The sequence below is a fragment of the Alphaproteobacteria bacterium genome, from assembly GCA_025210155.1.
Lineage (GTDB): Bacteria > Pseudomonadota > Alphaproteobacteria > Rs-D84 > CASDRH01 > JAOASE01.
The window spans coordinates 46867-70184 of the sequence record JAOASE010000006.1; the positions used below are offsets into that span (position 1 = coordinate 46867).

Consider the following 23318-nt stretch of genomic DNA (forward strand, 5'->3'; position numbering starts at 1 on the left):
ATGGAAGAGGAAAAATGAAGTTAAAAAATATATCTATAGGATCTTTTTTAATTGCTTGTGTATCTCTAAATACTAGTACTTCACATGCTTTAGATTTTAGTTATAATACATCTACTACAGCTATGATTGTTAGTAGAGATCAAGATAGAGAAAGTGATAGTCTTTCTGAAGGAGCTAGATTTTATGGTAGCTTTTCATTAGCTCAAAAACTATCTAAACAAACAAAATTAGGATTTACTGCTGTTTTAGATTCTGATTATAACTACAGCTACTTAGATAGAAATCAAGATTTTTTAAAAGAAGCTTATGCTTTCTTAGAATTTAATTCTTCAAGATTAGAACTTGGTAAAGTTAAAGATATAGCTGCGAAGATGATGGTATCTGCACCTGATGTTGGTTTGATGGGGGTTGATAGATCTATGGCTTATAAATTCATATATCCAACACCTGGATTTACTATGATAGATAGCATTGCATCTGACTTTGGTGAAGAAAAGATGGGTATCAATTATATCTATAAAATGGATAATGATTTTAAAGTTGGATTTAACTTTTCAACTGGTGATAGAGAATTTAATAAAGAAGATGAATTCTATTCTAGAGAAGATGATTTTGGAAGTTCTTTCTCTTTATCTTTGAAGAAAGATTCTTTCTATTCAAACGCATTTCAAACATCAGTTTTTGCAGCAATTTTATATGCTGACGACACAAACATAGATGGATATTCTAAAGCCTCTGGAAGAACAGAAGTAAGTGCAGGAACAAATATAAATTATCATAATTTAGTTCTTGGTGCTGGCGTTAGATTGATAGATGAAAACTCTCCTGAAAACATTTCTTATGAAGGTAATGCTTACAATTATGGTTTAGCTTATTCATTTGGACCATGGGAAGCTAGTTTCTCAGTTCATGAATCTGAAGCTGAGGGACTTGTTTCAAATAAAAGAAATGACGAAAGTAAATTAGAAATGCTTTCATTTAACTACAAGCTTAATAAGAGAACTACTCTTTCAACATCTTTTGGAAAAGTAGAATATAAGGATGAAACTGGGGATTCTAATGAGGGGGATCTTGTATCTTTCGGATTTAGAATTAATCTTAGAGATACTATTAATGTAATGGATAGTGTTACTGAATCTAGTGTTTGGAATGATTCTCCAAACTATTAATGAATAATATATGGAGTTAGGTGTTATTCGATGTCGAAATCATCTAATTCCATATCATCAAAATCACTGTCTAAATCTTCTCCAAAATTATCAGAATCAAGAACTAACTCTCCAACAGGAATATCGTTTATATCTGCTATTCTACCTCTCATAATATATTCTTTGAATGTTATATAAGAATCTAGTGAAGTTCTTTCAACCGTTTCTATTAACTCAATTCTATCAGAATAATATAAAAAGTTTTTAACACCCCAAAAAGCCATTTGAGTAGCACTTCTTTTAGCTCTGCTTGGTATCCAATGCTTCCATGCTGAATTTAAAGGATCTATAAAGATATCTATTACTCCACCAACAGCTTCTCTAGTGCTCATATGACCTACCAATGGTAAATATATATTATATCCAGCTGGAACTCCCCATACGGCCAATGTTTGCCCCATATCTTCCTCATCTCTTTCCCAACCTAAAACTTCATCTCCAAAATCATAAAGCCCTGCTATTCCGACAGTAGAATTAAGTCCAAATCTAACCGTACCTTTGAATCCATTTTCTAAATCAAATTGTAGGAAATTATGAAGAACATATAATGGCTCCAATAAATTTTCGAAAAAGTTTAATAAACCTTCATGAGCAGTTTCATTTCTCATACTATTATACCAATTAGCTAACGGCCCAAGTATATTTCTTGAAAAACTCATATTTAATTTATGAATTCTTCTATTAAAATCTTCATCTAAGTCTTTTATGTTTATTAACTCTGTCTCTATTAAATTAACATTGTATATTTTTTCATCATTTTCTATCACAGATATATCTGATCTTTTAGCTAATTCCGAATTACTAGCTAAAGCTATATTTTTTGAAAAAGGATTTGCTAAAAATAGAAAAAAGCAAATGACAAGTAATAAAATTTTGTGTATAATAATTCTCATAATGATTATATTGTAATAGCAATTATATAAAATTAAAAGAGAAAAGTTTTTAAGATGACATTAGATGAATTTGTTAAAAATAATACTAATATTATATCTCTTAATGTATATTTCGAAGCATTAAGTGAGGATGATATTATTAATATTTGTAATTTAGCTAAGAATAATAAGTTTAAAAACATATCTACTACTGAGAGATTTATTGATGCTATTTGGAAAAATACCGAAAAGGAAAACATATCTAACAGCGTTATACTAGACAACTTTGACAATGACTTTTCCAATGAAGAACTTTTTAAAAATATTAAAAATCTTTGTGCTAAGGGTGTTAGTTCTATCGAGTATATACCTCAGAAAGACATTTCTATTGAAGAGCTTGATAAGAGTATTGAGATGATGGCTAAAGCCAAGTTTAAAAGAGTTAGTCTATTCGTTGTATTAGAAAACCATTTATTTGAAAATAATAAACATATCAAAAATATAATTGAGAGTATCATTCTAAATAAAAATGTTGCTGGAATTAAAATTTCTTCTGGATCTAAAAACGAAAATGCAGATTCTTTTATGTTTAATATAGCTATAGATGTTTTGAACTCATCTGAGAGATTTGATTTTAAGATTGATACATCTTTAAACATATATGATTCCGGAAAATTCCTTGAGGCTGACAATGTTCAGAGACTAGCAAACCTAGTTTTGGGCGATGAATGGGCTGAAAATAATTTAATAATAAGTTTTAGTTATGATTTATTTAAGAGAGATATTATAAGTTTATAAAAATAACCCCCTTAATTAATAAGAGGGTTTTACTTTATATTAAATAGATTATTTATCTCTAAGTTCTCCATTTAACGTTTTCTTAACTGAGTTTGATATAGTTTCTATTAACAATGCGATATCTTTATCTGTTAAAGTTTTTTCACCCTGGTCTATTTCTACTGAAAGAGCTATAGATTTTTTACCTTCTAGATTTTCTCCTTCGTAAACATCGAAGATGTTAACATTAGAAATTAGATTTCTATCCGTTTTATATACTTCCTTAATTAAATCTCCAGCTTTTGTATCTTTATCTAGTATAAAAGCAAGATCTTTATAAAGAGGTTGTAAGTCTGATTTTTTCAACAGCGCCTTTTGAGTTTGCTTTTTAGCTTTTGGGGAAGGAACTTCATTTAAGTATAGTTCAAAGGCAAAAAGATTATTTCTTTTTATTCCAAATGCTTTCAACATATTTGGATGAAGTTGTCCAAAAGTTGCTATAACTTTTTTACCTAAAAGCACAGATGCACCTCTGTAGTTATGAGCCCAAACAGGAACAAAACTTTCATCTTGAGATATAGTTAATTTCTCTTCTTTTAAACCTATCTCTTTTAATAAAGAAAGAAGGTCATTTTTAATGTCATAAATATTAACTTCTCTACTTTCTCCATTCCAAGATTTTTCGAAATTTAATCCTGATCTAATACCTGCTATATTTTTACTTTGCTCTTCAGGATTTCCTTCTCCATAGAAAACTTCTCCAACTTCAAAGAACGATAAATTTTTATATCCTTTTGCAAGGTTATGAGATAATGCTGAAACTATATTTGGTAATAAAGATTCTCTCATAACGTTGTATTCTGATATAATTGGATTGTTAATTTTTATATTAGAATTACATCCAAATAATTTACCTTTTTCATCGTTAGCAAACTCCCAAGAGATTATTTCTGTTAATCCTCTTGATGCTAAAACTCTTCTTAATTTTGCTTCCCTTTTATTTGCTAGAGGAATTGAACAAGAAATAGAATCTTTTTTCTCTGGAGTAACTAAAGGAATTTTATCGTAACCATATATTCTGATTATTTCTTCCGTAATGTCATGAGCTTCATGAAGATCTCCTCTATGGGAAGGTGTTGTAACTTTCAATTTATTTCCATTATCAGATACTTCACAACCTAGACCTTTAAGAATTCTAATCATTTCTTCTTTAGGACAATCTATTCCAATAAGAGTTTTAAAATCAGAAATTGGATATGTAATTTCAAATACGTTTTTAGGTTCTTTTCCAACTATGTTTAAAGTTGAAATTTCCCCACCACAAACTTCTTGAATAAGTTTTGCGGCTTTCTTAATTCCCATTATAGTAGACGCAGGATCTATAAATCTTTCGAACCTATATTTAGCATCTGAATTAACTTTTAATCTAGCTGCTGTTTGTCTGATTTTGATAGGATCAAATAATGCAGATTCCAAGATAACATCTGTTGTTTCTTCTGTACATCCACTTTCATACCCACCCATAATTCCGGCAATAGAAACTAATGATTCTGCATCTGAAATAGTTATGTCATTTTCTTTAACCTCGTACTCATTATCATCTAAAGCTTTTAATTTTCCAGTCGAATCCGTAGAAATTGTTAATTCTGACCCTGAAATTTTCTTAGCATCAAACACATGTAGAGGTCGAGCCATATCAAAGCAAATATAATTAGTAATATCAACTAAAGCAGATTTAGGATTTATTCCAACAGCTTCCAATCTATCTTTTAACCACTGAGGAGATTCACAATTTTTAATACCTTTAATATAGTAAGTTGCGAACATAGGACAAGCATCTGAATTTTTAATTTTCACATTGATAGGATTTGCAAAAGTTTCTTTGATTTCAGTTAAAGTTTCAGCTTCTTTTTTTATAGTTCCTAGACCCGCAGATTGAAGGTCATATGCTATACCTCTAACACCTAAATAGTCCGCTCTATTCGGAGTTATCTCTCCATCATATATAGTGTCTATTCCAAACATTTTTTCTAAAACTGGAACTGCTGATTCACCAGCTTCACATTTTATATCTGATGGAATATCTATAATACCATTATGATCAGATCCAACTTTTAATTCTCTACATGAACACATCATACCTTGAGATTCTTCTCCACGGATTTTTGCTGGAGCAAATTTCCATCCGCTTTCTGGAATTATATTTCCCGGTCTTGCGAGAATTCCCTTTAAACCTTTTCTAACATTTGGAGCCCCACAAACTATGTTAAGAGTCTTCGTTCCATCATTAACTTTTAACAAATTTAATTTGTCTGCGTTTGGATGTTTTTCAACTGATAAAATTTCACCAACTATAAAATCTTTTAAAGCTTCTGCAGGATTTTCTATTTCTTCTATTTCCAATCCTATCATAGTTAGTTTATCTGCAATTTCTTCTGGTGCTGCAGTTGTATCTAGATAATCTTTTAACCAATTGTGTGTCCACTTCATTTTATTTTCCTTTTGCTAATCTCTTCAATTTTACACGAAGATTTTTCCTATTTATTCTTCTTTAAATATATTATTAAAACGCCTGTATTATTTCTATCGAAATCTGTTTTTCGAATATACTCTTCAAATTGCTCTGCTTCTAACCAAAGTGGAAGTTTTTGTTTCAATATTCCACTTTTACCTGTCACTATACGAAGAGTTTTTTCTCCATTTATGAAACCGTTTATAACAGCTTTTTTTACTATTGAAAATGCTTCATTTTGAGTTTCTCCATGCAGGTCAATTTCTTTTTGCATTTAACTTAATCCATTTTGATTATTAGAATTATCTTCTGGATCGAAGCCGTAATATTCTAACCACTTTGCATCTGTTTCGAAGAATTTTCTTAAATCTTTAATTCCATATTTAACCATAGCGATTCTATCTATTCCTGTTCCGAATGCAAAGCCACTATATTTAGAACTATCTACTCCAGCATTTTCTAAAACTTTAGGATGTGTCATTCCACAGCCTAATAGCTCCATCCAGTCTCCATTATAGAAAACATCTACTTCTACAGATGGTTCTGTGAATGGGAAGTCGTGCTGTCTTACTCTAATTTGAGGATCATCTATTTCAAAAAATTCTTTTAAGAATGTTTTTAGAACTGATAATAAATCCTGCATAGTAACTTTACCTTTTTCATCTATCCAAAGACCTTCTACCTGATGGAACATTGGAACGTGTGTAGCATCGTTATCAACTCTGAAAACTCTACCTGGTGCAAATATTTTAATTGGAGCACCATGTTTTAGCATTTCTCTAATTTGAACATTAGATGTTTGAGTTCTTAGTAGATGACCATTACTCAAATAAAAAGTATCTTGCTCTTGTCTTGCTGGGTGATGAGGTGGTATATTTAATGCCTCGAAATTATACTTATCAAAATCAACATGAGGTCCTTCGGCAAAACTAAATCCTAATGAAGAGAAAATTTCATTTATTTCTTCTATGACTTTATTTAATGGGTGAAGCTTACCAGATTTTTTAACATCAGGAGATGTTAGAGAAAGATCTAACTTTTCGCTTTTTAACTTTTCATTAAGAAGAGCTGTTTCTATATCATTTCTTTTTTGATCAAAACTTTCTTGAAGAGCTGTTCTTATTTCATTCATAACTTGTCCAAATTCTTTCTTTTGATCATTTGGAATAGTTGCCATCTTTTTCATTTCATTAGCAACAGCACCTGATTTACCGAATATTTCTTGCTTAACAGCTTCAAGTTCTTCAGATGTATTAACTAATTTAATTTTCTCTATTAATTGATCTTTATTTATTTCTATCATTTGCTCTTCCTTTGCTTTCCTTTTATTATAAAGCTTTTGGATTATTTTTCAAATCAAAAAAAGGTTGCTCCAATTGGGGCAACCTCTCTTAAAACTTTAACAATTTATTTTATGCTTAAAGCTGCCCTTATTTAGAGCTAATAAATCGTTTTGCTTCTTTTGCTACTGCAGCAAATTCTGCTGAGTTGTTTACTGCTAAGTCAGCTAGAACTTTTCTGTCTAGTTGGATGTTAGCTTTTTTCAAACCACCCATTAATTGAGAATATGTAAGGCCATTTTCTCTAGCAGCTGCATTAATTCTTTGAATCCATAGAGATCTGAAGTTAGATTTTTTCTTTTTTCTGTCTCTATATGCATAAGATAATGCTTTTTCAACTTTTTGAACTGCAACTCTGAATACTGTAGAATTTCTTCCTTGGTATCCTTTAGCCATGTTCAATATCTTTTTGTGTCTAGCTCTAGTAGTAACACCTCTTTTAACTCTTGCCATTGTCTAATCTCCTTATTTTCTGAACTTAGATGCAAATGGCATCCATTTTTTAATAGTAGTTGCATTTTCGTCACTAACGATGTGTGATTTAGTTGCAGCTTTATTATGTCTTTTAGTTTTGTTTCTCATAAAGTGATTATGACCAGCAGTTCCGAAACGTTTTAGCTTACCAGTACCAGTTAGCTTAAATCTTCTTTTACAAGCTGATTTAGTTTTTAATTTAGGCATTTCTGTAATCCTTTTTTATTTTTAATCTTTTATTCAATTAGGGGATTTATTAAGGAATTAAACCCTTATAAATACTTAACCCTTTCTCTATAAAAAGATTGATTAATTTAACACTGTAAGGCATACCTTTGAGCCCTATAGCATTATTTTCGTTGATTATATTAATAATTATTTGTAAATGCAAGACTTTTTTAAATGCTTTAGGCATGAAGCATCATTCTTTTTTTAGGACGTTCTAATTTTGCATCTGCAGAATTTTCTAACTTTTCTCTTTCTAACACCCAATCAGGCAAGAAAGGAGCTTGAGGCATCTCTTTTTTGGCTACTTGAACTGGATCTTTAAACCACAATGGAGATTCTGCTTTTATTGGCTTATCAGGAGCTCCTTGGTAAAGAACTACCTGCTCTCCAAATGGTAAAGACATTAAGTCCATAGCGTCAAAAACTTTTTCACTTTGAAGAGATTTTCCAACATCAAGAGAGAAGCCATCAATCTTTTTGTCACCATGCCTAGTATCTCCCTGAACTATTGTCTTATTACCAATCATGTCTGCAAATCTTTTGGCCGATTTTTCATTATTTTGAGCTAGTATAATTTTTGCAGCAGTAGTGGACATCACTGTTTCGACAGCATCTCTTCCATAGTCAGCCTCAATTTGTCCTAAGTCTTGACATATCAATAAATAAGAAACTTTTTGTCCACGACCAACTGCAGGACCATCAATCAACGCACTAAGTTGAGGCATTTGAGGGAACTCGTCTAATGCAAATAGCACAGGGCAAGGCCCCACTTCTTCTCCATTGAATGTTGAACTAGGTGGATGAGCAATTAAAAAATTAGACATAAGCTCTATGAACATACCTGAAATTTTATTAAGAGCTCTTGCATATTCAACATTAACAGAAAGATAAACTGTTAGTGGTTTGAACTTACCATCTTTAGGATCTATCATACCTCTAAGGTCCGCAAAACCAAATGATGTTGAAGATGTTCTTTCTCTAACCGCAGAGTTTTTGAAAATTGCTATACCCATCATTGCGTTAGAAAGAATTGAACCTCTTTCTTTATCAGGAGTATTTGCTAACTGGTTTAACTCTAATATCGCTCTATTTGAATATTTAAATTTTTTAGCTTCTGCAACCGCAGTTTCGAAGAAGTCTTTCATTGGATCCGCGAACATAGCAGATTGATCTCCACCTTGCTGTCTCTTTTTAATTATTTCTGCTGCTTTTAGCTGACTTTCTGTCATCCAGTCTAATAAAATTGGAATAGATGGCTCATTTGTTCTTATCTTTTCAGGAATACCTTCCCAAGTTCCAATAGGAACATAATTTTGATAATCTAACCTTCCTTCTTCAAGCATTTTCAATGCTCCTCTAGCGAAAGAATCATCTATTTCTATATAATAATCTGATAATACGTCGGCATCTTTTGAATCGAAAGTTCCCTCTTTTAATCTTTGATAGAAATAGTCTGAAGCTTTAGCTCTTTCAAATTTAGAGAAAAGGAAATGGAATAATCCATTAAGTGCATTTTTACCACCATTAGACCAGTGAGGATCTGAGGAAGAACCCTTCTTATCTTGAATAAGAACGTTTGCCATAGATTCTATATACATATCTCTGTCTGGGCCTTGAGGAGGCATTAGTTTAGGAGATAGTGCATTCCATGATGGATAATAGATTCCATTTTCAGGGTCATTTTGAGCACCCCAATTTAATGTAAATGTTGGACCCACACTAGCTCTATAACCAGATGTAGTGAAACAAAGTTCTGGCTTAGGATCATTTACAACTATTGAAACATCATCACAATTAAACAGTGTTGGAATGATAATAGCTGTTGTTTTACCTGTTCCTGGAGGTGCTGCGGCAAGAACAGAAAGTGTTTCAGGTAACTTCATATACTTACCTTTAAATTTACCAAGTACTGTTATTACACCATCGAAGAGACCAAGTTTTTTAATATCACCCTCTGTTGCCTCTCTACCTGTACCTTTTTGATTCAAGTGCTTTTTCTTACCCCAAGGATTGGAGTTTGAATAATGAACATTTAGAGCATAATAAAGTGGAATTGGTAATAGAGGCAATAAAGGAGTATTGCTCCAATCTAAAAATACCAAAGAATTTAACCAAGCTAAGAATTCTACTGCTACGGATAGACCTCTGGACTTAACGATATTTATATAGAATGTTTTTATTTCTGGAGAGAAAAAAGCACTTATAACATATTCTTCTCTAGCCCAAGCTGACAAATGAAGAGTAAAGATTATCATCATGTACGCAAGAATATAGACGTATATTCCATACATCATATCGTATACTAAACCTTTATGTCTATCTCCAGAGACATCGTTTGTAAACCATTTTTCTTTGAACATAGTTTAAAACTCTCCAATTTATAAGATATATTATAGCAGAAAATTTATATAAAATAAAGGAGGAATTTCGTCCTCCTTTTTATTCAAATTAGTTTAATATTAAAACCTTCAACATTAGACTTGAACCACTTCCTAGATCATCCTTGTCCATTTGATATTGTAATTTATAATTCAAGTTATCTTTTATAATATCTGCGCTTATATATGAATTCATTACATCACCAACTCTAGCGTTTCCGTTTAAGGTTAATTCCTGATTTGTGTTATCTTCTATAAACCTAACATCATACGTATTTGCATCATCACTCGTATTAACACCATATTTAACTCCGAATGTTAAATTAAGTTTATCATATGAAGACCCATTACCTTGGAAAGATTCAAAGATTGAAAGACCCGCACCAACGATAGTATCTTCATATTTAAGATCTGCAACTTCTAATTCAGCTCCCGTTTCTGAAGTTTCTGTAAATCCATCAAAACTTGTACTTCTAAGATCTGCAAATATAAATGGATTAACATTTGAGAATGGTAAGCCAGCTTCTAGATATACTTGAGCAGTAGTTCCTGAAGTTTCCCCTTCAGCCTGCTCTATTCCATTTTCTATGGCAACAGTTCTATCATATGAACCTGAGTGTGTCATATAAGATCCGATCATTTTTAAATTAGTACTAGGAGTTAGATAAGTATAGTAACCTGAAAAACCTATTGATGTATTTTCTAAGTTGTAACTTTCTGCGTTATTATAGTCGAAAGTTTCTTTAGTTTCATTTTGTAAAACAGAACCAGCAAGACCATATTTAGAGATTTTAAAGTTTCTGCCCTTTCTTCCGTACGTAGTAAAGTCATAACCCAAAACAGCTCCTGTTGTATCTATATCATAATCTGCATTATATCCAGCTGAATCAGCATCTAAATCACCGCTGTATGAATTTGATATTGCTGTGAACCAAGGGTTTCCAAAATTATATAAACCTGATTTTTGATAACTTTTATTTTTCGCTAAGAATGACATTGGCACATTAATTGTTGAATAGATATCTGAATTACTTAAAACCGCATCTCTAAATATTGAAGAGTTGTTAAATGCTGTTGTTTCAAGGGCATTGTAAATTCTTAAATTTAACATATCATATCTATTAGCTAAATCTTCTTCATCACTAGCAAATACAACTCCATTTATAACTCCATTCATAGCCTTAGAAGGAGCTTGAGTTGATCTATTATTTTCCAGTCCTTGAATAAAGTTTCCTAATGTTAATTCATTTTCTGACATGGTTGCAGGAGCAATCATACTATCTGTATCTATCTCCACTCTGTAAGAAAGTTGAGTATTGTCTGCTGTATTTTTCTCTAGCGACACCAAGTAATAAGACTCTGTTATATTGTCGGAAATCTCTAAGTTTGTTGTATCTATTGCATTGTTAGAGTTCATTACCAATATATCATCTTTTCTATCTGATACTATAGAACTTTCTAGATTAAGCTGAACTGTAACGCCATTTCCATCTGCTGTAGCTCCGGAATCAGCCTTATCTTCAAATACTATTGTATCTGAATCTATTGCTCCTGTTGTGCCATGTTTTGTTTCATCATAATTAATTATAACTTTACCCTCATTATAGAATGTAGTTGTACTAGATATATTTTGAACAGATCCTGTTTTATCAACAACCATATCTCCTGAGTTACCAAAATCATCATTTAAAGTAAGTGTTCCATCTATATCTAATGAACTATCTTTAGTTGTAGTAGTATTTCCTCCAACAACATTTAGAGTGTCTCCCTCTGTTATTCTTATATCAGAGTCTATATTTGCTCCTGATGTCGATGTTAATGTTGAAGTTTTTCCTGTATCAAATGTTAAATTATGTTCAACATCACCACTAGCATCTACCACAACGTTTACAGTATCTGTTTCTGAGGTGAAAATAACATTTGCTTCTTCCCCAACAGTAATATCTCCAAATGAATTAAGGTCGAAGTTATCTGATCCTAACATTTTTCCATTTAAAATTAAATCTCCACCGGCCATATTTAGATTTCCATTTATTGCAAATTCTTCATTACTTGTGAAAGTCGCATTTTCTGATATGCTTAGAGTTGCTCCAGCTCCAATTTCAATTGCTTTGTTAGCTTCCACATAACCACTTTCTATATTCCAAGTAGCCGCTAAAGATGATATGCCTGAAATTTCTGTTGCCGAGGAAGATGTTGAACCTCCATACATGTTTATAGTACCTGCATTGGTAAATGTTCCTGTGTTATATACACTTCCATGTAAATTCAATTCTGCATTTAAAGCATTAGTAAAATCACCATCATCATTGTTATTAAAATTATTATTTATAGTAAGTATAGAGTGTGCATTATTATTAAAATCTGAATTATTATTTAATGTGCCAACTATAATTTCTGATTTATTTGCGGCGTCTACTCCCTCATTAACTATATTTCCTTCGTTATCTAAAGTACCTGAAAAAGTAATTTTATCATGATTTGTTAAATTATTATTATTGATAACTTTTCTTGAAGCAGAGCTAAATAATACATCATAAGAAATATCTCCAGAATTAGTGTTTCCAACAGTAACATCACCATCTAATTCTATATCTCCACTTTGATTTTTAACTTCATAATGAGCTGTTTTATTTGTTGTTGCAGTCGAGTCAAAATTCCAAGTTCCTTCAAATTTATTAATACCAGAAACCTCTATTCTATCATTTGCAGAAGTTACCTTAGATGTTTCACCAGTAAGAGTTACTGTTGCATCATCTCCAGATCCATATTCTTTTGTGAAATTGTTTGCTTCAGTTCCAACATAAATATTTCCTCCAACAAGTAATTCACCGTCATCTTTTAATGTAAATGTACCATATCTAAGATCTAAATCTTCTTTAACATACATTCTTCCGTCTTCTTCTATTATGAACGTTGAAGCATTAGATTGTTGTACGAAATCACCTAAAATATTTAAATAACTATCAACTCCAGATGAAGATAATGAATCATCAACACCATCACCTAATTCGAAATAAGACGAAGCGTAAGTTCCTTCTATTCCATTTATGAATTTGCCAGCTACATGCATAGATCCTTCTTCAATTATATTGTTATTAGAAACTTCTAATTGGATGCCATTTGTATAACCTATTGGAGTTAATGTTGTGCCGTCCCAATTATAACCTATTGCCATCATACCATTTTGATCTATAGTAATATTACTCTTAGATTCTACGGAATTTTTAACTATCATAGTACCTGAATTTACCCAAACTTTGTTTTTACTATTATCCGATGTTGTGCCACCCCATGTAGACGTTCCGTATGTTCCGTTAGATGTTAACTCTCCTCTTAAAGTTAAATTACCAGTTCCAACATTAAATATACCTACTCCAACATAACCATCTAAAATGTTATCACTATCAAGGTCTTCTCCTACACCAAGATTGCCGTCTTTATCAGAATCTTCTCCATATTGAGTTGTCTTTCCTATCGTAACTTTAGACCCTTTTTCAACATAGAATTCACTATCATCTTTTGTTGTAAGATTTACGAATCCTACAGGGTTATAATCCGGAGTATCATCAACTATAAAATCGAATTCAACATCTGTATTATCACCAACTCTTATAGATCCATTATTTGTAAATGTTTTAGATTTACTACTTCCTGAAATAGTCCAGTCTACACTTGCATTTTCAAATACAAGGTTTCCATTATTTTCACCGCCATTATTAGCTAGATTTAGATCAAAATAACCTCTTCCACTTGATTGGCTAGCGCTTCTTGTAAAGTTATAAGTACCATCTCCATCAAAGTTAGGAATACTTGCTATTGTAGTAACTTCATCAGCCGCATCAGAAGTTCCTCCTATAAAGTTAATTTCTCCATTATTTATGAATTTTTGTTTGTCAGGATTACCAAAACTAAGATTTCCTGAAAGATTTACTAGACCACCTGAAGCAATAAGAAAAGATCCATCTTCTATAAGCATATCTCCGCCTATGAAAACTTGTCCATCTGATGAAACGATTAGCTCAGATTCGCTTCCATGTTGAGTGAAATCTCCAGCAACATAAAGGAATGCATCTCCATATTCATCTTCAGCACCACCATCTCCTATGTATAAGTGAGATGATTTATAAGTACTTTCTCCATTAGAGTCATCTTTAAAATAGTTGTGGAAGTTTCCTGAAACGAAGATACCTCCATTATCAACTCTAACACCACCTTTTTCTATATTTTTAACATTTGTTTCTACACCATCAATGATTGTAGAAGTTTTTTCATTATATAGATCATTTGCAAAATATGCATCTTTAGGAGTTCCTGTAAAAGAAATGCTATTGTCCATCAAACCTTTATATGTATCTTCAGCACTTGTTGGAAGCCCTGAGCTTAATTGACCAACTAATATAACTGAATCGTATTTCATGTTTACTTCTGCAAATGAAGTAAGAGTTGAATTACTTATTAGTATACCAGCTATTTCTTCTTCTTCGTCAACATCTCCCTTACCTTCAACATCTGTAGTTTTTTCACCACCTAAAGACCCTAGAGATATAGATGGATCTTTTATTAAAGATTCCCCCTCTCCTGTATAAGTTGTATCAAAAAGACTTAAGTTTGCATAATCATCTTGATTTGTAACACCGATAATTGAAACGAATTGAAGCTTTCCATCTACTAATTGAACATCAATAAGCTCATCAAGAGTTATTTTACCATCAGAATTTAAGTCAAAGCCAGAGTCTGCTAATTCTGTTCCATCTATAACACCATTATCGTTAGCATCTGCCTCTGCTAAAATTATATTTTTATAATTAGAATCTGTTGATTCAACTTCTATAGTTGCCATTTCTGCTTCTATAGCATTAACAACTTGATTTCCGTTTGTATTTCCACTGAAATTTAAATCATCTACAACATATTGAATACCATTATAATTTATACCAAAAGAACCATCTGTTATATCTTCCACTTCAGATTTGATAACCCCTCCATCTTCAATAGTTGTTCCAGATTCTATTTGAACTAACCATTCGGCATCAGAGTTAATATTATGTTTTTGATTGTCATCACCTGTGTCTCTACCAAAAACACCATAATCACTAGATTCATTTTTAATTAAAGATTCTGATGAACCACTTATAGTATCAATTAGTGATATATAATAACCTTCCCCAACTTCAGTAGAGAATTTGATTTTATTATCATTTGTTAATACTGCAGTTACCGCAACATTTTGATCTATGAAGGCCTGATTTAAAATATCCACAACATCTTGAGAAGTCGATATACCTTGGAAATTTAAATCTTTAACTTGAACTAAGTCTCCATTTACGTTCATACCAAGAACCCCATCGGAAATACTAGACATACTTGATACGTTGACAGCTTCTTCAGTTACAACATATCCACTTCTTCCTTCTATAGTAGTATATTCTACTTCACCCAAGTTTATAACTGGAGCCCTATCTTCACCTCCACTTACAACTGTCACCCTAGTTCCGTTTGTAGCTGAAGCTTGATTGAAATCATCGGCATCTGTCTTTTTACCATTAATATATAAAACATCATCTGTTGGATTATTATTAAAATTATCTAATGTACCTAGATATAGTCCATTTTCATTTTCAACATTAAGATTACCTGCTATCTTAACTTCTCCAAGACCTATAACTGTAGTTCCACCATATGCATTAACTGTACCATTATTTTTAATATAAAGGGAGGCGTCATTATCTTTATTTGTAGATGTAAGATAAATTATATCATCTTTATCAGAACTGTAATCTGCTTGAATATCTGTAGTTAATGGATTATTAATAGGATCTGGATCCGATATATCTACCCCTGTTTCGTTATTAGCTTTCAAATTATCAGCATTACCTATAAAGATATTTAGTGTACCTGAATCTTTAACTAAAATGTTAGAAGTATTTTCAAAATATCTTTCTCGTTTATTTGATGGAGCACCTGTTTCTGTATCTACTATTATAGATGTTACAGAATCATTAACTTTGAAATCTATATTGTTATAAAAAGTGTAATCCGAGTCTGATGAACCATTATAATCTTGAAGATAATTTAGTGTTGCTGAATTACCATCATCCGCCTTAACATCAAGACTTATAACTATTTCATCTTTATCACTAAATACGTAACTTGATACTCCACCAAGGTATATTGCTCCATCACCTGTGATAGAATTTCCCGTTCCTATTGTTATATCATCATTAAGATATAGAGAACCATTTACTACTAAATTTTGTTGTAGATCAAAATCTCCATCAACATATAGGAAGCCGTCTTCATTTATCTCCAATGTGGATCCTTCTTCAACCGTTAAACCTCCAACATATGCAAATGAATCTTTTTTGTAAAACATTCCTGAGTATGAACTTAAATTGCTATCTAAGTCATCATCACCTAATATAAAACTAGTATCGTCTGCTAATGTTAGAGTGCCTGATAAATAAAACTGACCTTCTGTAATTTCAATCTGTTGGTTTTTATCTTCATTCAGTGTTAAATCAACTGGAGTTACATTATAATCTTCTCCTCCAATTAACTTATCTGTATCATTATCATCATCAGCATCGCCAACAAATTTATCAAATTCAAATGATGAGCTATTTATAGTTCCGTCTTTAACATCTTCAAATATTTTTTTCCCATCAAAACCAATCATTATAACGCCTCCGTCAGAATTTGTTATAGTTTTTTGATCCAATTTATTATCTGTATCAGAACCTGTATTAGTATTATCTATTAAGATTAATCCACCTTTATTATTTATTTCTGTTATATCTGTGTTTCCTGCTACATGGAATACAGGGAATGATTCTCCAACATAATTTCCATCTTCATCGTAGATCAAACCTTTTTCATTGTTTAATAAAGTGTCATCATCTCCGCTACCTAATTCTAAATCACCGTTGATTTGTACGTAACCTCTATTTCTTAAAATTTCTTGCTCTATTATTAACTTAGATGTTTCTGAATCTCCGTCTTCATCAACTAAATATAATTCAGCTTCACTTCCTATTAGGACTTCTTCACTGCTGTCTAATTTAATTCTATGCTCTTCATCTGATGCAAATAAATCAGTATCATTACTATCTTTGAATGTAGATGTAAAATACCATTTTCCTTCATTAAAGTTTTCTACATCGGCATCTCCAAATATATGAGTTTCACTGTTAGAACCACTATTAATATAGCTTCCTCCATCTAATTTTAGATCACCTGCAATATAAGTAGAACCTTTATTTTTATAAATTCCTGTATTAGATAATATTAAATCATTCTCCAAAGAATCTATGAAGTAAACCTTACCCTCATTATCAATTGTCCCCTCTATTCCAGTACTTGGACTTCTTCCTAGTGCAACACCTGTTTCCTCTATATACCAAGTTCCAGTTCCTATGAACCCACCTTCAAACTCAGAGGCAATAACCATTGTTCCATTGTTTGTAACGTCTCCCTTAATAATGTTGAATTTAAGAGATGTGTTATCTGCTGTTATAAGCTGTCCTGATTCATCCACATCTGTTGTTGCAGCATCATCTCTTCTTACAATAAGCTGCTCACCAGTTATTGCAACTTCACTAACAGTTAAAACAGCTCCATTTTCAATAGTTAAATTTTGAGCATCTCCACCATCAGTTCTTAAAGTTAAGTCAGAATTTAAAGTAACATCAACACCCTCTCCCGATAAAGTTAGATGGCTACCTAATTCAAATCTTTGACTTCCATTTTCTTTTCCAAAAACCCAAGTTCCATTTATTTTTGCACCAAGGTCAGAATCTCCTAAATCTATAATTGTAGGAAGATTAAAATCTGGAGAGCCTTCTGGAACAGTTCCTACATACACAGTTCCATTGTTATTAATTTCATCTATTGTATCAAAAGTAGCACCTCTACCTAAATACAATGAAGACCCTGAGTTTTCGATAGAACCAACATTAATTACATTTTTAGCATCTGTTGCCGTAGCATCTTCAAAAGAAACTACATCATAAAAAATAGCATCTATTCCATTTTCAACATCTAAAGTTTTACTTGCACCATCACTACTGCCAAATTTAACAGCCTCTTTAAATATAAAGTTTCCTCCAACAAGATTTAAATTTGAGGAGAAATTATTAGTCGTTGTATTAGAATACTTAATATCTGCTATTTTTGTACTTGCACCACTATTTTCAAGAGTTAGATCCGTTAGTAATGTATCATTGTGATAAAGTTCGAAACCATCTTGAGCAAAAACGTCTACTAGTGTTACGTTCCCCTCTGCAGAAACATCTCCTGAATAAGTTATCTCATCTTTTATATTTAAAGTTCCATTGCTTATGGCTATATTTCCAGTAACTTTTGAGTCATCTGCAAAAGAATTAAAAGTCATATCTCCACCTGCTGCAACAGTAAGAGTGCCAAAAGATAAATCTATTAAATTATTGTTTGAAGTTATTGTGTTGGCATTACTATTTAATGTTATATCTCCAAAATTAATATCAACATGACTTGAAGTTGGATTCACTCCTGTGAAACTTATATTTCCTGTAGTCAAATCTGGTGAAGATGTCCAGCCATCTATATTGGCATTCATGTTCATGGTAAAAGAATCTGATACTATACTACTTCCTGCAAAGGTAATAATTGCTGAACTTCCTATATTTACAGCACCACCTGTAGCATCTATACTAGCGCTTCCACCATCAAATGTTCCGTTGATAGTCACATTATCAGCTTTTAACTCACTTCCAGTAAATTTAAAATTACCAGTAGAACCAACTAAAAAATCACCTGAAATATCTATATCTGTATTTGTTCCTGTGTAATCCCCATTTATAGTAAAATTATCAACATATCCCTTATCGAAATCACCACCATAACTTCCGCCATCATTTATTGTTAAATCACCTGTAATCCTTGTTGTTCCAGTTATATGACTATAACTACCTCCACTATCTATAGTTAGATCCCCTGTAATTCTTGTATATCCAGATGTATTTGTAAAACTTGCAGCTGTCCCACCAATAGTTAAATTTCCATGAATATCTACCCCAGGATTGGAAATCCATGGAAAAGAACTTCCATCATTACCACCTGTGTTTGTAAAAGATGCATCTCCTGAGATATTCATATCAACATGAGAATCAGAATCTCCAATATTAAAAGCACTTGAACTATTTGCAAGAGTAGTGTTTCCTGAAATATCAAAAGTATTTGAAGAACCAACTGTACCAATTTCAACGCCACCATTACTTGTGAATACAACATTGTCTAGAGTTAAATCACTTTGAAACTCTGTTGTAGACCCAGAATTACCTGTAAAAGTTCCACCTGTAAAACTACTATCACCAACAACTCTAAAACTATCTCCTTGAGTAAGAGTTCCAGATCCTTGAGTATAATTTCCATTAACAACAATTTGACCTTGAGTATTAGTCAAAGTTCCTCCTGATAAACTCAAATCGTTAAAAGATACGTCCGTACCGGCATATGCTGAATCACTTGCGAAAGAAGTGCCTGATGCTATATCAAAAGTACCCCCTGAGGTAAAGAGACCGTTGTTAATAAGACTAGATGTATCAATCAAGCTACCCGAACCAACAGTTACAGTTGAATCCGCTGAATTAGTAAAAACTGTGTCACCTGTCATATTAAAGGCACCATCAATGGATAATGTAAGATTGTTTGTGAAATCGTATCCATTACTTAGCATATCTCCTGTAGCAGTAGTATTATCATTATTTATAACATCTTCCGTTAAGTCTATATCGGGGCCCCCGTTACATGAGCCAGAATCCAAAGCACAAGTAGTAGCTGAAAAAGAATTTGAAGGAAGTAAAAATAGCAAAATAGCACTAGAAAATAGCGCTGTAAAAGACAAACCTCTAAATTTTATAGGAATTTTATTATAACTCTTCCTCATAACATCCCTTCTTATTGTTTTTTTATTATACTATATTATGAGGTTCTTATCAAGTTTTTTAAGAAAAAATTTTAAGAAAAATTTATACAAGAATCAAAACGCCCCCTCGTATAAATACAAAGGGGCGTCATATAGATGAATCTTCCATTTTTAATTGTTTTTGTAAGGGTCGTAATTCGTCCCTTGTTTTTCAACAATATACTTTATTTTTCCTTCCTTATCCTTGAAGGTCAACTGAACCTTCTTGTCATCAAGAAAGGAGGCTGGAAAATGCTTAACTGCAAATTCCCAGGCTGTTTTTTCAAAGTCTTCTTCAATGACTTCTGGCAACTTATCGGCTTCCTTTTGCAAATCAAGGAACATGATACCTTTCCCCGGGATCACCTCCCAGTCATCTCCTTCGAAATGAATTTTTTCATTACCCCATTCCCTGGCGTCGGTCAATACCATCTTATATAATTCTGGTTCTTCCGGCTTCGGATCGTCGTCCTTAGAACAAGAGGTTAAAGTTACTACTATTAAAACAACAAATAAAAACGATTTTTCTAATAAATTTTTCATGACTTTACATTTTATAAATTTTACATAAGTATTATTTTTTTATAATTAAAATATACTGAAGAAAAAACATTTGTCAAGAAAAAATATTAAAAAAAGATAAAAAGTCAAGAAATCCGCTAGTTTCACGCGTATATTTTTTTTGCGATTTATTTAAAAATAATAAAAAATCTTGCGTTATAGTAAGTAATTTTGCTATAATATATCTATTAAGTAATTTTGATTAAAAAGGTTAATAAAAAAGTGATTTTATTCTACAAAACTTTTTCTAAAACGCAACGAACATTCATGCTTGTATCCTAGTGCAAAATCGCCTATTCGGATGCGAGCTTTCTAACATCAAAAATTCACATTAAAAAATAAATTTAATCTAGTTGCAACTTGCATTTAATAAACTATTGATTTTTACATATCAATTTGCAACAATTGTTAAAAATTAGTATTGGAGAAAATAAATGATTAAAGTAAAATTTCCTGATGGAAATGTAAAAGAATTTGAAAAAGGAATTAATGGATTAGAAATTGCTAAATCTATATCACCTTCCCTAGCAAAAGCGTCTTTACTTGTTGAAGTTAACGGTGAAGTTTGTGATTTAACAAGACCTATTGAAGAAGATTGTTCTTTTAGCCTACTTACAAATAAAAATATAAAAGAAGAAAAAGTTCTTGAAGTTTTAAGACATTCTACTGCACACCTTTTTGCTAACGCAATTAAGGAGCTTTACCCAGAGGCAAAAATAGCAATAGGACCTTCTATAGACAATGGATTTTACTATGATTTTGAAATGCCAGAAGGGCAAAAAATCTCTGATAAAGACTTCCCTAAAATTGAAAAAAGAATGGGAGAAATTATCAAAAGAAATCTTCCTATTGAAAGAAAAGAAATTTCTAGAAACGAAGCTATGGAAATGTATGCTGAACTTAATGAACACTATAAAATTGAGTTAATTAATGACCTTCCTCACGATGAAAAGATAACTACTTATAAACAAGGTTATTTTTCTGATTTATGTAGAGGCCCGCACCTTCCTTCTACTGGTAAAATTTCTAAGTTCTTTAAGTTGCATAAAATAGCCGGTGCTTACTGGAGAGGTGATTCAAAGAACACTATGTTAACTAGAATTTATGGTGCTTGCTTTGCATCTCAAGAAGATCTTGATAATTATTTTAAAATGCTTGAAGAAGCTGAAAAAAGAGATCATAGAAAAATTATAACTGCTATGGATTTATGCCACTTTGAACATGATTTTGCTCCTGGAGCTGTATTCTGGCATCCAAAAGGGTTAGTTCTTTATAGAACACTTGTTGAATTCATGAGAGAAGAACAAGAAAAGGCTGGATATATCGAAATTGATACTCCTAGAATTATGGATAGATCTCTTTGGGAAACTTCAGGACACTGGCAAAAATATGGAGAACATAATTTCTCCGGTAAAACAGAAGATGATAGAACTTTCTGTGTTAAGCCAATGAACTGCCCTGGAGGTATGCTTGTATTTGGAAAAGGAATTAAAACTTATAAAGACCTTCCTTTGAAAGTTGCTGAGTTCGGAAAAGTAAATAGATATGAACCATCTGGATCACTACATGGTTTATTGAGAGTTAGAGAATTCACTCAAGACGATGCACATATATTCTGCAGAGAAGATCAAATAAAAGATCAAGTATTAGAAGCTACTGAATTCTTGATGAGAATTTATCAAATATTTGGTTTTGAAAATGTTAGAATTAAACTATCTACTAGACCAGATAATAGAATTGGATCTGATGAAATTTGGGATATATCTGAAAAAGCATTATCAGATGTTTTAAATGAAAATGGATATAATTTTGAAATATTTGAAGGCGAAGGAGCTTTTTACGGACCTAAATTAGAGTTTGTTATGAAAGATTGTATAGGTAGAGATTGGCAAATGGGTACTATTCAATTAGATATGAGTTTACCTGAAAGATTTGACCTTCACTACGTTGATGAACATGGCGAAAAACAAAGACCTATTATGCTTCATAGAGCGATGCTTGGATCTGTTGAAAGATTCTTAGGAATTCTTGTTGAAAACTATGCTGGACATTTACCTCTACGGTTAGCTCCTGTTCAAGCCGTTGTTATGCCTATCGCAGATAGACATCATGAATATGCACAAAAAGTTTGTGATGCATTAGAAGATGGATTGAAGAAGGAGAACGTAGTTGGAAAATTCAGACTTGAAAAGAATTTCAAGGTTGAAAGCGTTCAAAAGAAAATTAGAGATGCACAGCTTTCTAAGGCTCCATACATGATAATAATAGGAGATAATGAAGTTGAAACTGAAACTGTATCCCTTAGACATTTTGATGGAAAGCAAGATAATGGATTGAGCATTAAAGATCTTGTTGAAAAACTTGAAAAAGAAATTAACAAAAAGAAAAAATAATTTACAATATCATTAGACAAATAAAACTTGATTTTAATAACCTATAATGGTATAAATTATTTATAAAACTTAAAAAATGGAGATTTAAAATGAAAATATTAAAAACTTTATCTGTTGCTTCTTTGGTTCTAGCAATCACTGCATGTGACAAAAACAATGAATTTGATTCAATGAATGGCGATGCTTATTCTCAAGAAATGATGAACGTTTCTCTTAAAGCTTTACCTGCTGGTGTTGAAGAAGGTTCTGTTAAAGATTTCGTTGCTAGAGCTGGTGAAAAAGTTCATTTTGACTATGACCAATACTCTCTATCAATGGATTCAAAAAGAACTATTCAAAGACAAGCTCTTTGGTTAAAAATGTTCCCAGAAGTTGCAATCACTGTTGAAGGTCACTGTGACGAAAGAGGTACTAGAAAATACAACTTCGCTTTAGGTGAAAGAAGAGCCAACGCTGTTAAAAGATACCTAGTTGCTAACGGAATTTCTTCTTCAAGAATCGATACTGTTTCTTACGGAAAAGAAAAACCTGCAGTTGCTGGTCACAACAAAGCATCTTGGGCTAAAAACAGAAGAGCAGTTTCTGTTCTAGTAAAATAAGCTTTTAGATATAGCTAATATAAAGTGTCTCGA

General features: G+C 31.9%; 13 protein-coding genes. 4 read left to right on the forward strand and 9 right to left on the reverse strand.

Translation table 11 applies throughout. From position 1 onward, the window contains the following. Window positions 1-14 precede the first annotated feature (14 nt). Window positions 15-1169, forward strand: a complete 1155-nt coding sequence (locus N4A44_01925) for a porin (protein ID MCT4552402.1) — start codon at window positions 15-17, stop codon at window positions 1167-1169. 23 nt (window positions 1170-1192) lie between these two features. On the opposite strand, the gene N4A44_01930 is transcribed toward N4A44_01925, so the two are convergent. Continuing rightward, entirely contained in the window at window positions 1193-1975 is a 783-nt protein-coding gene (locus tag N4A44_01930; protein ID MCT4552403.1) for a VacJ family lipoprotein, read from the reverse strand. A gap of 180 nt (window positions 1976-2155) precedes the next feature. On the opposite strand from N4A44_01930, the gene N4A44_01935 reads away from it, so the two are divergent. Next, window positions 2156-2878 carry a hypothetical protein gene (locus tag N4A44_01935; GenBank protein MCT4552404.1) on the forward strand — a complete coding sequence of 241 codons (723 nt, stop codon included), beginning with the start codon at window positions 2156-2158 and terminating at the stop codon, window positions 2876-2878. A 48-nt stretch (window positions 2879-2926) separates the two neighbouring features. On the opposite strand, the gene pheT is transcribed toward N4A44_01935, so the two are convergent. The 8 genes from pheT to N4A44_01975 all read right to left on the reverse strand — a co-directional run bounded on the left by pheT (window position 2927) and on the right by N4A44_01975 (window position 20275). Then, window positions 2927-5347, reverse strand: a complete 2421-nt coding sequence (gene pheT / locus N4A44_01940; GenBank protein ID MCT4552405.1) for a phenylalanine--tRNA ligase subunit beta — start codon at window positions 5345-5347, stop codon at window positions 2927-2929. A 47-nt stretch (window positions 5348-5394) separates the two neighbouring features. Beyond that, window positions 5395-5643: a Smr/MutS family protein gene (locus tag N4A44_01945; protein MCT4552406.1), complete on the reverse strand. Its 249-nt coding sequence runs from the start codon at window positions 5641-5643 to the stop codon at window positions 5395-5397. Further along, on the reverse strand, window positions 5644-6672 hold the full coding sequence (gene pheS / locus N4A44_01950; protein ID MCT4552407.1) for a phenylalanine--tRNA ligase subunit alpha: 1029 nt from the start codon (window positions 6670-6672) through the stop codon (window positions 5644-5646). 127 nt (window positions 6673-6799) lie between these two features. Further along, window positions 6800-7162: a 50S ribosomal protein L20 gene (gene rplT / locus N4A44_01955; GenBank protein MCT4552408.1), complete on the reverse strand. Its 363-nt coding sequence runs from the start codon at window positions 7160-7162 to the stop codon at window positions 6800-6802. Between the two features lie 12 nt (window positions 7163-7174). Beyond that, the gene (locus tag N4A44_01960) at window positions 7175-7390 is read right to left on the reverse strand and encodes a 50S ribosomal protein L35 (protein ID MCT4552409.1); all 216 of its coding nucleotides are present in this window, start codon (window positions 7388-7390) and stop codon (window positions 7175-7177) included. 200 nt (window positions 7391-7590) lie between these two features. After that, window positions 7591-9771: a type IV secretory system conjugative DNA transfer family protein gene (locus tag N4A44_01965; protein MCT4552410.1), complete on the reverse strand. Its 2181-nt coding sequence runs from the start codon at window positions 9769-9771 to the stop codon at window positions 7591-7593. Between the two features lie 88 nt (window positions 9772-9859). Continuing rightward, a complete protein-coding gene (locus N4A44_01970) occupies window positions 9860-19714 on the reverse strand; it encodes a hypothetical protein (GenBank protein MCT4552411.1) in 9855 nt (3284 codons plus the stop codon). Between the two features lie 150 nt (window positions 19715-19864). Then, window positions 19865-20275, reverse strand: a complete 411-nt coding sequence (locus N4A44_01975; GenBank protein MCT4552412.1) for a hypothetical protein — start codon at window positions 20273-20275, stop codon at window positions 19865-19867. A gap of 452 nt (window positions 20276-20727) precedes the next feature. On the opposite strand from N4A44_01975, the gene thrS reads away from it, so the two are divergent. Both thrS and pal read left to right on the forward strand, forming a co-directional pair. Continuing rightward, window positions 20728-22686 (forward strand): threonine--tRNA ligase, encoded by a 1959-nt coding sequence (gene thrS / locus N4A44_01980; GenBank protein MCT4552413.1) that lies wholly within the window; start codon window positions 20728-20730, stop codon window positions 22684-22686. A gap of 89 nt (window positions 22687-22775) precedes the next feature. Further along, window positions 22776-23285 (forward strand): peptidoglycan-associated lipoprotein Pal, encoded by a 510-nt coding sequence (gene pal / locus N4A44_01985; GenBank protein MCT4552414.1) that lies wholly within the window; start codon window positions 22776-22778, stop codon window positions 23283-23285. Window positions 23286-23318: the final 33 nt, after the last annotated feature.